Annotated in this window: 11 protein-coding genes; 5 read left to right on the top strand and 6 right to left on the bottom strand. The window is 44.3% G+C overall.

All coding sequences use genetic code 11. The features are described 5' to 3' along the window. Window positions 1-50: 50 nt before the first annotated feature. From JGK20_RS10235 to JGK20_RS10220, 4 genes are all read right to left on the bottom strand, one after another. Complete coding sequence (locus JGK20_RS10235) at window positions 51-1484, bottom strand: UDP-glucose/GDP-mannose dehydrogenase family protein (RefSeq protein ID WP_293207051.1); 1434 nt, start codon at window positions 1482-1484, stop codon at window positions 51-53. A 531-nt stretch (window positions 1485-2015) separates the two neighbouring features. Then, window positions 2016-2399: a response regulator transcription factor gene (locus JGK20_RS10230; RefSeq protein WP_293207048.1), complete on the bottom strand. Its 384-nt coding sequence runs from the start codon at window positions 2397-2399 to the stop codon at window positions 2016-2018. Between the two features lie 89 nt (window positions 2400-2488). After that, a complete protein-coding gene (locus tag JGK20_RS10225; RefSeq protein ID WP_293207045.1) occupies window positions 2489-3157 on the bottom strand; it encodes a response regulator transcription factor in 669 nt (222 codons plus the stop codon). A gap of 74 nt (window positions 3158-3231) precedes the next feature. Continuing rightward, window positions 3232-4755 (bottom strand): ATP-binding protein, encoded by a 1524-nt coding sequence (locus JGK20_RS10220; protein ID WP_293207042.1) that lies wholly within the window; start codon window positions 4753-4755, stop codon window positions 3232-3234. A 722-nt stretch (window positions 4756-5477) separates the two neighbouring features. Here JGK20_RS10220 and JGK20_RS10215 point away from each other — a divergent pair. From JGK20_RS10215 to JGK20_RS10205, 3 genes are all read left to right on the top strand, one after another. Further along, the gene (locus JGK20_RS10215) at window positions 5478-5774 is read left to right on the top strand and encodes a hypothetical protein (protein ID WP_293207039.1); all 297 of its coding nucleotides are present in this window, start codon (window positions 5478-5480) and stop codon (window positions 5772-5774) included. 93 nt (window positions 5775-5867) lie between these two features. Further along, a complete protein-coding gene (locus JGK20_RS10210) occupies window positions 5868-6128 on the top strand; it encodes a DUF433 domain-containing protein (RefSeq protein ID WP_293207036.1) in 261 nt (86 codons plus the stop codon). Next, window positions 6125-6490: a DUF5615 family PIN-like protein gene (locus JGK20_RS10205; RefSeq protein ID WP_293207033.1), complete on the top strand. Its 366-nt coding sequence runs from the start codon at window positions 6125-6127 to the stop codon at window positions 6488-6490. Before JGK20_RS10210 ends, JGK20_RS10205 begins: the two co-directional genes overlap by 4 nt. Before the next feature lie 11 nt (window positions 6491-6501). On the opposite strand, the gene JGK20_RS10200 is transcribed toward JGK20_RS10205, so the two are convergent. Both JGK20_RS10200 and bchB read right to left on the bottom strand, forming a co-directional pair. Beyond that, window positions 6502-7023 carry a GNAT family N-acetyltransferase gene (locus JGK20_RS10200; protein ID WP_293207031.1) on the bottom strand — a complete coding sequence of 174 codons (522 nt, stop codon included), beginning with the start codon at window positions 7021-7023 and terminating at the stop codon, window positions 6502-6504. Between the two features lie 230 nt (window positions 7024-7253). Next, window positions 7254-8777 (bottom strand): ferredoxin:protochlorophyllide reductase (ATP-dependent) subunit B, encoded by a 1524-nt coding sequence (bchB, locus tag JGK20_RS10195; RefSeq protein WP_293218928.1) that lies wholly within the window; start codon window positions 8775-8777, stop codon window positions 7254-7256. Between the two features lie 590 nt (window positions 8778-9367). Between bchB and JGK20_RS10190 the strand changes: the two genes are divergently transcribed. Next, the gene (locus tag JGK20_RS10190; protein WP_293190539.1) at window positions 9368-9814 is read left to right on the top strand and encodes a KTSC domain-containing protein; all 447 of its coding nucleotides are present in this window, start codon (window positions 9368-9370) and stop codon (window positions 9812-9814) included. 578 nt (window positions 9815-10392) lie between these two features. Next, on the top strand, window positions 10393-15906 hold the full coding sequence (locus tag JGK20_RS10185; protein ID WP_293212405.1) for an ATP-binding sensor histidine kinase: 5514 nt from the start codon (window positions 10393-10395) through the stop codon (window positions 15904-15906). Window positions 15907-15928: the final 22 nt, after the last annotated feature.

Below are 15928 nucleotides of genomic sequence, written 5' to 3'. Positions count from 1 at the left end.
CAGTCATTAGTTGAAAAAGAGCGCAACTAACAGTCAACTGTTTGCTAAGCTCAAGCAAGAACAGTGCAAGAATTTTCTGAGACTGAATAATTAATTTTGGCATTAATTTTTTCTTTGGCAATTGGCACGCTGCCCGTACCAGAACGACCGATGCCAAGGTAATAAAAACCAGCTTTTTCTAGAAGGTCTGGGTCGAGAAAATTGCGACCGTCGATGACGATCGGATTGGCCATGTGGCGGGCAATTTTGCTGTAGTTTAACTTGCGAAACTCTTGCCAATCTGTCACCAATACTAAGGCATCGCAACCATCGGCAAGTTGTTCGGCATCAGCAGTTAGGGTAACTTGCGACAGGTTGGAATGCGTGCTGTCGGGGGAAATAATCGGGTCGTAGGCTTTGACTTTGGCACCCAAACGATTGAGTTGCAAAATCAAATCTAAAGCTGGTGCATCGCGCATATCGTCGGTGTCTGGTTTGAATGTTAAACCTAATAATCCGATGGTTTTGCCTTTGAGGATTTTCAGAACTTGCTGGAGTTTTTCGATCGCAATTAATCTCTGATATTCGTTAGTTCTGACGGCAGCATTGAGTAATTGAGCTTCGTAACCGTAGTCTCTGGCGGTGTGAATTAAAGCAGAAACATCTTTGGGAAAACAGGAACCTCCCCAACCGATGCCGGCTTGCAGAAATTTGTTGCCGATGCGGGAGTCGAGTCCGATTCCTTTCGCTACTTGAGTAACATCTGCACCAACTCGATCGCAAATATTTGCTACTTCATTAATGAAACTAATTTTAGTTGCCAAAAACGCATTAGCCGCGTATTTGATCGTTTCTGCCGAACTCAAATCGGTAACGACGACGGGAACGGGAGGCAAAGAAGGAGCGGCAGCAAATTTGCGTTCTATAATTGGAGTGTAGAGTTGTTGCATCAACTCGATCGCCCGTTCGCTGTTGCTACCTAAAACAATGCGATCGGGATTGAAAGTATCGGCAACTGCTGAACCTTCCCGTAAAAATTCCGGGTTGCTGACGACATCAAAACCTGCAATTGTCTGCTGGCTTTCGGCAACACCATCGAGCACGATCCCGCGCACCCAATCTCCCGAACCAATGGGAACAGTGGATTTATTTACTATTACTTTGTAGCCGCCGTTGAGATGAGTTCCGATGCCGCGGGCCACTGCTTCAACATAGCGAGTATCGCTTTCACCGGTTGGCAAAGCCGGAGTACCCACAGCAATGAACAAAATGTCGCCGTGTTCCACGCCAGCAGCTAAGTCTGTCGTGAATTCCAGCAGTCCGCTTTCCATCGCAGAGTGCATGATTTCTGTCAATCCGGGTTCAAAAATTGGAGATTTTCCCGACTGCATCAGGGCTACTTTTTCAGCATTATTGTCTATACAGATTACGTGATGTCCTATTTCTGCCAAGCAAGCTCCTGTTACCAGACCAACATATCCTGTACCGATGACACAAACGCGCATGAGGGCAATTCTCCTATGGGGTTAAGTTGAGGACAGCCTCTCGGGTAAGTTGCGATCGCCCTTGGGTGTCTTTAAGTTTTATGACGACTTTCTAAATATAATTTCCCAATTCTTTATGAAGTCTTCATGAAGCTTTGATGAGAAAACTCTCACGAAACTCCGGTGATTTACTGACAAATTGGGAATTTGGGCAGCTAATTTGGTAGCATATGTAACATAGGTACGGCCGATCGACAATGAGAAACCGCCCGATGCTTGCGAAAAAAATATTCGCACATTCGAGAAAGACAAAAAGATTAGTTCGCAGTAAGGACTCTAGTTCTTTTTTTGAGGACTGAAGTCCTCACTACAAACCCGATCGCGGGCGCGTTCGGGAATCGATCGGACATGACACAACAAAAATCTCACAAAAATCCCCCTCAGTGAGGGGGATTATGTCAAAGTTGTCTCAGTAATTACACTGAGAATTGCCTAACAAAAATTACATTGGTTAGGTTGAAAAAATTTATGAACTTTACCGAAATTTATTAATTAGGTCAGGGACAGACAAGAATTTGTTTCTTTTAAGTGCGATCGCACCCGCAAGAGCAAGTCATTGAAACTAAAAGGCTTAGTAACGCATTCGCTAGCGCCAGATTCCAATGCCGAAACCAATTCTTGTCGGTCAGTACGGGCTGTTACCACAATAATCGGCCGCTGTTCTCCTCGGTTGCGCAGTTCCCGGAGTACCGTCATACCGTCGATCGCAGGCAACCCCAAATCCAGCAATAATAGGTCAAATTCGCTCTCTGTTGCCATTGACAGAGCTTGCGGGCCATTTTCCGCTACCGCAGTAGCAAATCCTTGTTTTTTGAAGCCTTTCTCCATAAAAGCAGCGATTTTAACTTCATCTTCCGCAATCAAAATTCGGTACATAATTTTTGTATTAAATGACAAGCCACCTATAACCTTTAAATTATGACAAATTCCCATGAATAAATTGTGAAATTATTATGAGATTTTTTTCACGATCGCAGCCGATACCCCATGCCGCGAACAGTTTCAATTAGACTAGAGCCTAATTTCTTCCGCAAATAACCAACATAAACATCGACAATATTGGAACCGGGATCGTAATCGTAACCCCAAACTCGATCCAACAACTGTTCCCGACTCATCACCTGTCCGGGATGGCGAAAGAAGGTTTCTGCGAGGGTAAATTCTCGGGCGGGCAAGTCAATAGTGCGATCGTCCACTTTCACTTTTCGAGTTCGCAAATCGAGTGTTATGTTGCCAATTTTAAGTAGCATTTCCTCTGAAATGCTGCGATCTTCCCGACCGCGCAAGCGCGCGCGCAACCGCACCAACAACTCTTCAAAACGGAAAGGTTTAGTTAAATAATCGTCAGCACCGCCCTCAAATCCGGCTACTTTAGTTTGAATATCATCGCGCCCGCTCAAGATAATAATCGGCAATTCTTCTCCCTGTCCGCGCAATTCCTCAAGAATTTGCAATCCATCCTTGCCGGGGAGTCCTAAATCGAGAATCATTAAATCGAATTCGCCTTCTATAACCATTATTAAGGCATCGCGAGCATCAGCAGCAACGGCAGTCATAAAACCGTGCGATCGCAGACCTTTTTCGATAAAAGTAGCGATTCTGGGTTCGTCTTCAGCAATTAGAATTCTACTCATGAGTTGAGAGTTAAGAGTTGAGAGTTAAGAGTTGAGAGTTAAGAGTTGAGAGTTGATAGCAGTATAATTAGATGCTACTTTCTAGATTCAGATGGTTCATCGATCGGCAAAACGACAGCGAAAGTCGAGCCAGTACCTAATTGACTGTTAACATATACTTTGCCACCGTGAGCTTCTGCGATCGCCCTGACAATAGACAAACCCAAGCCAGCCCCTTCAGAACGGCGGCGGCTGTTTGCAGCCCTCGCAAACCTATCAAAAATTCGCTGTTGGTCGATCGGGGCAATACCTTCTCCAGTATCGCGCACCCAAAATCGCACGTTACTGCCGCTAACAACAGATCCGATCGCGATCGAATCCTCCGATTGAGTGTGTTGCGCCGCATTTTGAGCCAAATTCATTATAGCTTGAGTAATGCGCTGGCGATCGGCAACAATCCGACATAAGGCTATACCATCTAATTCCCAATTCCGATTTCCTAGAACCGTTGATTTAGCAAAAAGTTCCTCAGTTAGCGTGCCGATATCCACAGTTTCTAGCTGTAAAAAATCTGGATGTTCCGCCTTAGCCAGCAGCACTAAATCCTCCACAAATCGACTCATGCGATCGAGTTCGTCCATCACCAACGCTATCGTTTCTTGCTGTTCCTGGGGATCGTCGCCCATCAATTCCAAATGCCCCCGAATTATCGTAATCGGAGTGCGCAGTTCGTGTCCCGCATCGTTAATAAAATTGCGCTGGGTAGCAAAAGATTCCTCAATCCGATCCATCATTTGATTAAAAGTAGTTGCCAGTTCCGCAATTTCCCCTTTTCCTTCCACTGCAATCCGCTGAGTCAAATCCGACTCTTCGATCGTGCGAGCAGTTGCTGTTAGCACGCGCAGAGGAGCCAGCAGTTTTCCAGCAGCTATCCAAGCGAGCAAAGCAACTAAGATCATGGCAACCAAAATTACCTCAATCATAACTTGGAAAGCTTCCAGTGCTTCTTGGCGTTCCCCCGCAGTCAGGTGAGCCACAACGAATACTCCCACAGTTTTGCCTTGAATATTAATAGGTTTGGCAACGTAGAGAATGCTCCCAACCCTACTGTCTGAGACCTTGTATTCGCCGCGAATTGACTGGCTAAATTTTCCCCAACTTTTTACCAATTCCGAATCCGGCTGAAGCAGTTTTGGCAGTGCCTTGGAACTGGCTCTATAAAATTTTCCTTCTATGATAGCGATGAGAAATGTATCATCTTCAGTGATTTGCCGGGAAAGGTGAATATCCAAGAGTGCCGACAATTTTTGAGAATTCGAGTAAGTTTTAAGAGATCTGTATTTTTCTTTTAATTGTTTTTCTACGTCTCCGTTTTTAGAGTCAAATTCAGCAGCCAGCACTTCATCAAATATGATAATTTCTTCAACTAACTCCGCATTGACGCGCCCATCTACCAGCAAAAACAAGCGATGGCGAATTGCAGGAATAGAAAGGGACAGGAAGAATGCCATTAACAAAACGTACCAGAGCAGAATCCGGGTACGCGCTTCGCCAAAAAATCTGTGCCAATTGAGGTGCAAGTAGTTTTCCTGTTTCTGTGAATTGCGTTCGTTATTCATATCGGATCCGATCGATTGCCGATCGCGAACAAAGCTAACTTTTTTCAGCAGTTTTGTGATAAGTAAGCTGTTGCACATTTAAATTGTGTGTCAAGAATCAATCAAATTCTTGTGGCGTCGGCTTTGAGCAGCGCGCCGAATATGCAATTTAAAAGCAGAAAAGCTTATAGTATGGTTTCCCTCACATAGGTAAGCGCTCGGCGAATGCTCGCCAATTACCAAGGGTAGCTCATATCAAACAGAACTGCTATGTTAAGTTATCACTTCTTGCAGACCGAGTTTTCGCATTTTTTTGTCAGATCCGCAGCGCTAACCTCACAGATGGCAGCGCAAATTAGTCATACCATGTCCGGGTTGTTTACCCATTTGAGGAATCCTCAATTATTGCCAAAGTCTTTGCGATTGCTTTCACGTAGCGCTCAGAACAATAAACTGGAGTTGAGACTAAGCAAGCTTTTAAGGTCGAGCAATATGCTAAAACCGAGCACAAAAGATGGTTGTATTCCGAGTATGATGAGGAAGATACCGGATTAGTGTTTAATTCGTTTCAGCTAGAAGTTCCTCTATCTGCTATTTATAAGAAAGTGAATTTTGAGGAAGTTGAAAAAGACAATAATCAGAATGAGGTGTGAGGGCGATTACCTACGGGATAGCTTCGCTTCACGCTCCTAGTTCGTGTTAAACTGAATCTGGCGGTCGTGTTAAGCAAGGAAAAAATAGCCGTGATACCTATCCAAGCAAAAATTGTTGAAAAACTGAAAAATTTCTCGGAAATCGAACTGCAAGAAATCCTCAACTTTGCAGATTTCCTGTTATGGCAGCGGAGAAACCAGGAAGTAGTTTCGCCGCCCGATGAAACTGGCAACAGCGAACCGGCTAATATGGATGAAGAGTGCGAGGTTTATTATGTTGGTGGAGTCTTAGTCGTCAAAGCATCATCAATAAAAAATCAAGAACTGATTAATTGGGATACAATTATTCCCCATATGCGCGAAGAAAGAATCGGGAAATTTATCTAAAATGAACGTTTTATTTGATACATCCGTTCTGATAGCAGCGTTGATAGAATGTCATCCCAGTCACTCTCAAAGCTTATCTTGGATTGAAAAGACATGACTCAAAATAATTTACTGTCTCGGATCTCAATCGACTCGAATATCTGCTTTGGCAAACCCTGCATTCGCGGCCATCGCATCTGGGTTTCTCTGATTCTTGATTTTCTCGCTAGTGGCATGACTGTGGAAGAATTGCTTGAGGAATATCCGGGAATTGAACGAGAAGACGTTTTGGCTTGCATTGCTTATGGGGCTGAGTTGGCAAGAGATTGTTATGTCGAAATTCCTGTGGGTAAAAAAAAGGTAGTTTTAAAGTGAAGTTAAAACTTGATGAAAATTTGGGTAGCATCCGCGTTGTTTCGATGTTACGTTTGGCTGGCCACGATGTTGCGACTGTACGAGAACAAAATTTGAGTTCAACACCGGATGAATTATTAATTGATATCTGTCGAAGGGAAGATAGATGTTTGGTGACTTTGGATAGGGGGTTTGGCAATCGCCTCCGCTACAATCCTTCTGATTATTGTGGGATTGTGTTACTGCGTCTGCCTTCTCAAGCGAAACCGCAAGATTTGCAAGCGGCAGTAGAAATATTAATTAGCGGATTGGATGCCGCAGAAGTTGCGGGTAAATTGTGGATTATCCGAGGGGAACAGCTTTTGGAGTATCAAGCAATGTGAGGACTTGAGTCCTATCTTTGGCGTTTCCAATCCCGATACAGAATTGCTAACAGCACTACATCTTCAAACACTTCCCACTTTCGGACTCGCTGACACAGCACGCCTTCTTGAATAAACCCGTTTTTTTTCAATACATTACTTGATGCTGGGTTCCTCAACATATGGTAGGCATAAAGCCGATTGAGGTGCAGGTTTTCAAACCCGAAACAAAGTATCGAAGGGAGGATTTCGCTCATGTATCCCTGTCCCCATGACTCAACACCCAACCAAAAACTCAATTCAGCGATTGAATGTTCCCGATCGATATCTCGGATTTCGATCGCGCCCCTCACCAACTTTTCCTGCTTGCACTCGATCGCAAACGCCACAGAATGGTCATCTCGAAACTCAGCAATTTTATTAGAGATATGGTTCTCAGCTTCGCCTTCTGGATAAGGATGAGGAATCGAAATCATCGTATCAGCAACTGCGCGATCGCTGGCAAGTTTTTGAATGGCTGGCGCATCAGTTAAAGCGAGCGGGCGTAAAACCAACCGGGCGGTTTCAAGCGATATCTGAGGGAGCATCAGGGCTGTTTACCTTATCATCATCAAGAGTCATTTATAGTGCGAGCGTCCCCGCTCGCGATCGCATCATCGAGAGTGCCAGCGTCTCCACTATAGGGTGCGTGGTGACGCTCGACAGTCTCGCAATACCGAATTTTATCTGAAATTTCATAAATAAGCAAGGGCATCTACAACAGATGCCCTTATCACAATCGAAACTACGCGCCGACAGATTCCTTAGCCGCGTACAGCACCTCAACGGTAATCTTCTCAATTCCCCGATCGCGCGCAAACTTCTCAGTATTTCGCTTCACTTTACCCCGCACAAAACCAGGGATTTTATTCAATTCTGCCTGTCCATCCTTCGTCCAACCCATGTCAGAATCAGCCGAAATTCCCTTAGTAATCACTTCCTTCGTATCGTGGCCGCCGAAGATTTCCAGCAAGTGGTCTTCCATGCCCAAAGTAAAGGAATTGTAGACCAAATCTACGCATTGATTCGTGCCTTCATAACCCAAAAATGGCTTGTAGCCGATCGGGAAATTTTGCACGTGAATCGGCGCAGCAATCACACCGCACGGAATATCAAGCCTTTTACCCACGTGGCGTTCCATCTGCGTGCCGAAAATCGCCGAAGGTTCTGCTTTGGCGATCGCATCCCCGATCGCACCATGATCCTCCGTCACCAGCACTTCATCACAATACCCTTTTACCTCTTCCCGGAACCAATCAGCATCGTGTTTGCAGTAGGTTCCTGCCCACACAACGTGGATTCCCATCTCGCGAGACAAAATCTTCGTCATCGCCGCTGCGTGGGTATTATCGCCAAATACGACCGCTTTTTTGCCGGTTAAGTTTTGGCAGTCGATCGACCTTGAGAACCAAGCAGCCTGAGACACAAACCGCGTTTGTTGGTCAATAAACTCTTCATAATTAACATCCGCACCTTGAGCATTCAGAACTTCCTGAATCTTCCGAATGCAGCGCGCAGTTTCCACCACACCCATCGGCGTAATATCCACCATCGGCGTGCCGAATTCTTTTTGCAAATACTCCCCGGCTGCCATCCCCAATTCCCGATAAGGAACAAGGTTAAACCAAGCGCGCGGCAGTCTTTTTAAGTTGTGAACCGAAGCACCTTCGGGAATAACTTCGTTGACTTCGATTCCCAAATCTGCCATCAAACGCTTCAACTCGGTGCAGTCGTGCTGGTTGTGGAAACCCAGCGTAGACATACCGATAATATTCACCGATGGTTTTTCGCTTTTACCTTCCAAATCGCCTTTTTTGCGAGCTTTGTTAATGTAAAGTTGGACGATTTGATCCAAAGTCCGATCGGCAGCTTGGAGTTCGTTAAACCGATAATGGTTAACATCCGCCAGCATCACATCGCCTTTGGCATCCAATTGAGCTCGGTTAACAAAGTTTTCCAAGTCTTCTTGCAGAATGCTGGAGGTGCAAGTCGGGGTAAGTACAATTAAATCGGGGTGCTCTTCTCTGTCTTTGCGGGTGATATTGTCCACCACCCGTTCCTGCGAGCCCCGCGCCAGTACGTGTCTGTCAACCACGCTGGTAGTTACCGGAGTGAAGTCCCGTTCCCTCTCCAGCATCGATCGCATCACGTTAAAATAGTCGTCTCCAATCGGTGCGTGCATGATCGCGTGGACGTTTTTGAAGGAAGTCGCAACGCGCAGAGTGCCGATGTGGGCTGGGCCTGCGTACATCCAATAAGCCAATTTCATAGGTATTTTCCCTTATGCTGGTTGAGATTTGCCCGATCGGGCGATTACTGCTAAATTTTAAGGTTGTTTGAGATTTTCTCACCAGATGAATCCTTTAGAAATAGTAACTTTCTGAAGATTTACAGATGGGAAAAATCCTCAAACGCTTTTGCTGGTTGGGCTTTGACTCGCCATTGCCACAACTTTACCTTTGTTTTATGGCAATAATTCTTAATTTATTGTCAAGTTTCGTTAAGAAGCTGACACATCTTATCAAACTCGGGTGCTTATGGCGAACCTTGCTCAATACAGCTCTTGCATAAGTCTGCGATCGACACACAAACCGCAGATTTCAGGCAGATAAATACATATAAACGCAGATAATTTTAGGGTAGGAAAGCTTAGGAGTGGAAGAGGTCTAATTTCCTTAAGCAACAGACAAATCATACCAAATTAGGATGCTAAATGCACACTTTACACATAAAAGATACGTTAATTGACTTTTTAGGCAATACAGGCTAAACTATTAATTAATCCACTATTTCCTCGACACAGAAACTTGCAAAGATCGGGAAATATTGACGTAAAACAAATCCTTGTTGACAAAACCCATGAAACTATCCAAAATAGACTTGAGCAATGTCTTAGCAGTCGGTCACTCTAACGGCCAGCTAGGACTGTTGATCGATCGCGGGGAATGCCTCGAATTTATCGAAATTGCCGCACCCGAAGCTGCAATGCACGGCCTGCACATGGTTGATTTCATAGCCAATACAGATTCTACCGAACTCAGTGGCGGTATTGAATTAACAGAAATTGCCCCAGCCGACGAACCCATTGCTATGATGCCGGTTGATTCGGCAATGGCTAGCGCGATCGGATACAATGAAGAGGATCAAGTTTTGCAAATAGAATTTAGCAGCGGGTCAGTCTATCAATACAGCGACGTAGAATCGGAAATTTGGGAATCTCTGCAAGAAGCTGATTCTACAGGCCGATTTTTTAACTCCGAGATTAAAGGTTATTATTCCAGCCGGTGCGTAGATGACTCGCTCTAAAACGGATACAAGCCCTCGACTCCTATCCTGGAGAGATTAAAATTTTACACTTAAGTTCGGAATCGGGTGATTCACAGCGCTGCAATTAAATCTCAAATCGAAAAATGGAAAATCGACTGACGGGCGTGTAGTTAGCAGTCGCACAGTGAAGCGGTTTGATTGAAGTGTGAATACTTGCGTAATTTGACCGAAAACATAGATGCGAGGCTAAATTCAAGCAATCTCCTAAAAGCTGAGATTGTTTTTTTGTCAGCCGTGCGATCGATCGCCACACCAAATCATTGCACAAATCCTGTATCTGTGCTTTTGTTTACCTAACTGCTGAGGTGAAAAAGCCCCAGGCCCATGCAAGTCAGCAACAGCTCTTTGCTGGATACGGCGTGTCTTCCCACACATCCCAAAACATAGCTCTTGAGTGATAATGAAGAATAACATAGGATTTACGGAAAAAACCCGGTTCATAGGAAAAAATCTTGAGATTGTCAGCAACTACCAACAAAGAAACCGGGTTTCTAGCCCGCCGCGCGTAAGTCCTGTAATATTGACCAACAAGCACACCTAATTTGAGAGAACCAACTATGATGGCAATTCCCGGCGTTGCAGTTCTCGCTCTCATTTATGAAAGCAGCACTTCCCTGGTTTACCGCGGCCGCAACGAGCAAGACAACCAACCTGTTATTATCAAAATTCTCAAAGAAGACTATCCGACTCCCGAAGAACTGAATAGATACAAACGGGAATATGACATCACTGCCAACTTAAACCAGCTCGACGGAGTTGTTAAAATGCACAGGTTGCAGCAGGTTAGAAATAGTCTGGCAATGATTTTAGAAGATTTTGGTGGCGAATCTTTAAAAATATTTATGGCTACCCAAAAATTTACCTCTTTGGGATTTTTGACCACAGCCATCAAAGTTGCTGAAACTTTGGGAGAGATTCACGCAAAAAATGTAATTCATAAAGATATAAACCCCTCTAATATAGTTTTTAATCCCGCGACTGGACAAGTTAAAGTCATAGATTTTAGCATCTCAAGTGACTCAAATCAGGAAAACGTTGCCAATAAAAATCCCAACTTTTTAGAAGGGACTTTAGCCTATATGTCGCCGGAACAAACCGGCAGAATGAACCGGGTAATCGATTACCGCACGGACTTTTATTCCCTTGGCGTCACCTTCTATGAAGTCCTGGCAGGACAGCTCCCTTTTACCACTACCGATCCCATGGAGTTAGTTCACTGTCACATCGCCAAACAGCCAGTACCTCTCGCTGAACTTTCACCAGAAATTCCTCAAGCTATTTCAGACATTGTGATGAAATTGCTAGCAAAAGCGGCTGAGGATCGCTATCAAAGTGCTTGGGGACTGAAAGCGGATTTGGAATCCTGTCTGTTTCAGTTGCAAACATCTGGGGTTATTTCCGAGTTTGCTCTCGGCAGCCAAGATATTTCTGACAAATTTCAAATTCCTCAAAAACTTTACGGCAGACAGCGAGAAGTTGAAACTCTTTTAGCGGCATTTGAACGGGTAGCAGCAACAAATAATCGAGCCTACCGCATCGAACAGTCCCAAATTTCTGTCATCAAGAAAGAGAGCAAATCGCGCAAAGAAAGTTCCCTGTCAGTGCTCGCGAGAGGACAGCATAAATCCCGCAGCGAGATGATGCTGATTGCTGGTTATTCCGGCATTGGCAAATCTGCAATGGTGAAGATTTTAGACAAACCTATTACCCGCAGGCGCGGCTATTTTATTTGGGGAAAATTTGACCAGTACAAGCGGACTATTCCTTACTCAGCAGTTGTTAGCGCCTTTTCGGAATTGGTGCGACAACTCTTAACTGAAAGCGAAGCTCAATTGGCAGTTTGGCGCGAAAAACTCCGTACTGCTTTCGGGCAAAACGGGCAAATTATTATTGATGTAATTCCCGAAGTAGAACTAATTGTCGGAGCTCAGTCTCCTGTAGCTGAATTGGGGCCGACGGAATCTCTCAACCGCTTTAATTTAGTCTTTCAAAATTTCATTCGCGTATTTTGCCAGCCCGAACATCCGCTGGTAATTTTTCTCGACGATTTGCAGTGGGCTGATTCTGCCACACTCAAATTGATTGAGTTGATGATGACAGATGAAGCTACTCAATATCTGTTTTTAATTGGCGCTTATCGGGATAATGAAGTCAGTCCCACTCATCCTTTAATGATGACTGTGGAGACGCTGCGAAATCAGGAAGCCATCATTAATGAGATTGCTCTGTCGCCGCTGGGGGTGGACAACATCACTCATTTGATTGCCGAGACTTTGCACAGCGATCGCAAATCGGTCAAACCCTTAGCTGAACTGGTTGTCAGTAAAACAGACGGCAATCCTTTTTTTGTTAATCAATTCCTACAAACATTGTATCAAGAAAATCTGCTAGTTTTTCATCCGCCACAGTTGGGGAGCAAGGGCGGCTGGCATTGGGATATGACTCAAATTGAGCAGTGCGCTATCACTGACAATGTAGTAGATTTGATGGTGCAGAAGTTGAGAAAACTGCCAAGTTCAACGCAGCAGGTTTTGCGTTTAGTGGCTTGTTTGGGCAACGAATTTGACTTAAATACTCTTTCTTTAATTAATGAGAAAGAAGCGTCGGAAACTTTTTCTCACCTGTTGCCGGCGATTAAGTCGGGGCTGATTCTGCCGACTTCGGAATTGGAAAGCAAGTCATTAGATTACGTGCTGTTTCCGCTGTTAATTCTCAATTATAAATTTTTGCACGATCGCGTACAACAAGCAGCTTATGCTTTAATTGATGATTCGCAAAAAAAAGACGTTCACCTGAAAATCGGCAGGCAGATCCTCGAAAATACTCCTGCTGAATATCGCGCTGACAGAATCTTTGAGTTAGTCGATCACTTGAATGTAGCGCGATCGCTAATTCGAGACGAGCGAGAACTAATTGAACTGGCAACCCTGAATTTAGACGCCGCCCGCAGAGCCAAAGATGCCACTGCTTATGTTGCTGCGTTGCAGTATTTAACCGCAGGTATGGACGGTTTAACCGCCGATATCTGGGATTCCCACTACGATTTAGCCTTTGCTCTGCACATGGAGCGCGCTAACGTTGAGTATCTGAACGGCTATTTCGAGCATTCAGAAGAATTTATCAACATAACTTTGCAAAAAGCGCGATCGCCTTTAGAAAAAGTAGAAATTTACAACCTCCTGATCGTGCAGTACACCCTGCGAGCCAAATACGAGGAAGCAGTTAAAGCTGGAATCAAAGCCTTGAACTTGCTGGGCATTGACTTGCCGCTAGACGGGCTGCAAAAAGTCATAGCCGAAGAATTTGCAGCAGCCACAAACTTTTTAGCAGGTAGAGAAATAGCTTCCCTGATTGACGCTCCCGAAATGACAGTACCCGACAAAAAAGTCGCAGTCAAATTAATCACCAACTTCTTAACATCAGCTTACCTCAGCAATCCCGACTTGTGGAAAGTCAGCGTTTTAAAAGGAGTCAATCTTTCTCTCACCTACGGTTTAGTACCCGAAGCATCTCTCTGCTACGCAGGCTACGGTATGTTCTTAAACGCTGTTTCGGGAGATTACAAAGCCGCGTATCAATTTGCCATGCTATCGCTGAATTTGAGTGAAAAATCTGGCAATATCGGCTTGAAGTGCAGAGCTTGTTCTTCGCTGGTTAGTATTTTTCATTACTGGTTCAACCATATTAAAGAGGCACACGCAATCAGTAATGAAGGATATCAAGCAGCTTTAGAATCAGGAGATTTAGAATATGCCGGTTATATCCTATCCAACCGCATAGCCAATTACTTTTTTCAAGGCAAAGAAATATCGCAAATTCTGGCAGACACGAGCAGGTATTTGCAGTTCAGCCAAAAAACCAAAAATCAGCTTGTTACCGATACATTATTAGGAGTGGAGCTGATACTGCGTAACTTGAGCCAACTCACTGTTGACAAGTTTGTCTTTGAAAGCGACGATATGAGCGAAGCTGAATACGTACAAAACTGTCAAGCTCATCAAAATTTGTACTCGCTTTGCCTTTACCAGATTCGCAAATGCCAGGTAATGTACTGGTATGGCAACTTCAATGAAGCACTACAACTAGCATTGGAAGTAGAAAAGCAACTATCTTTTATTACCGGAGCGATACCCGCTACCGAGTGGAATTTTTTCTTTTCTCTAGTTTTAGCTGCCGTTTTTCCCAATGTTTCAAAAAGCAAGCAAAAACAATATCTGGAAAAGTTAGAAGCCAATCAAAAACAGATGAAAATCTGGGCTGATAACTGTCGTGAAAACTTTCTGCACAAGTATCTTTTAGTACAAGCAGAAATAGCCAGAATTACTAAGAAAGATTCAGAAGCTGTAGAGCTTTACGATTTCTCGATCAATTTAGCTCAAGACAATGAGTTTGTCCAAAATGAAGCCCTCGCTAACGAACTAGCCGCCAAGTTTTGGTTGAGTAAAGGCAAATATCAATATGCCAAAATCCACTTGCGCGAAGCTCACTCGTGCTACTTGCGCTGGGGTGCAGTCCGCAAAGTTGAAGATTTAGAACAGAAGTATCCCCAGTTGCGGGAAATGACGCCGCTCAACGGCAGTTTTCACAACAATCAAACTACCACAACTATTCATACTTCTACTGGAAGCGATGCGAGAGTGCTGGATTTAGCAACTGTAATGAAAGCATCTCTGGCAATTTCCAGCGAAATTGTCCTAGACAAATTGCTGGCTTCTTTGATGAGGATATCCCTCGAAAACGCAGGCGCACAATCCGGGTTTTTAATTTTGGTGAGAGATGAAAAACTGTTGATTTCTGCCAAAGCGTCAGTAATTGCTGAAGATGTAGCAGTGCTGCAATTTACGCCTGTGGAAGAATGTCAGGATTTGCCTGTTACGGTGATTAATTATGTGGAAAGGACTCGCTCGGACTTGGTGTTGAGCAATGCTGTGGCTGAGGGGCGATTTACTGCCGATCCTTACATCGCCAAACACCAGCTCAAATCTCTTTTGTGTACGCCGATTGTCAATCAAGGCAAACTAATTGGGATTCTTTATTTAGAAAACAATTTAACACTCGGGGCTTTTACGGCGCATAGATTGGAAGTTTTAAGGCTGCTTTCTTCGCAAGTTGCTATTTCTTTGGAAAATGCTCTGCTTTACAATTCTGTGGAGCAGAAAGTGCAAGAGCGGACGTATGAGTTAAATGACAAGAATGAGCGTTTAGAACAAACTTTGCTGGAGCTGAAACTAACTCAAGCTCAATTAATTCAAACTGAAAAAATGTCGAGTTTGGGGCAAATGGTGGCTGGTGTTGCTCACGAAATTAATAACCCTGTAAGTTTTATCTACGGCAATCTCAATCCAGCTAGCGACTACGTGAAAGACTTGCTGAAGTTGATTGAGCTTTACCAGCACCACTATCCCGAACCTGCTGATGAAATCATCGAGGAAATAGAAACAATTGAACTGGAATTTTTGAGCGAAGATTTGCAAAAGCTGCTGGATTCTATGAAAGTCGGAGCGGAAAGAATCCGGGATATTGTGTTGAGTTTGCGGAATTTCTCGCGCCTGGATGAAGCGCAAATGAAGTCGGTTAATATCGATGAAGGCATAGACAGTACAGTGATGTTGCTGCAACCCCGCCTGAGAAAAGAAGGTGGCCGTTTGGGAATTGAGGTGATTAAAAATTACAGCAAGCTACCGTTAATTACTTGTTATGCGTCGCAGTTGAATCAGGTATTTATGAATATTTTGACAAATGCGATCGATGCGCTGCTGTTGGCAAGAGATTGCCCGGAAAGCTCTCATAAACAGCCTACTATTACAATTTCTACGGAGGTGACCGATCGCAATTCTGCTATTATTAGAATGGCTGATAGTGGGCCAGGGATGAGCAGTGAGGTGCTGCACAAGATATTCGATCCGTTTTTTACAACTAAGCCGGTGGGTTCGGGAACTGGTTTGGGATTATCGATTTCGCACTCGATTGTTGTGAGTTCTCATGGCGGAAAGTTGAGTTGTGTTTCTGCACCTGGAGAGGGGACTGAGTTTATTATTGAAATTCCGATCGCCCCCAAGCAAGTTTTGTAAGGAAGAAAGGGGGAATATCTGG

It is taken from the genome of Microcoleus sp. PH2017_05_CCC_O_A (assembly GCF_020738785.1).
GTDB lineage: Bacteria > Cyanobacteriota > Cyanobacteriia > Cyanobacteriales > Microcoleaceae > Microcoleus.
The sequence above is the reverse complement of the archived record's forward strand: the minus strand, read 5'-3'. Positions and strand labels throughout refer to the sequence as shown.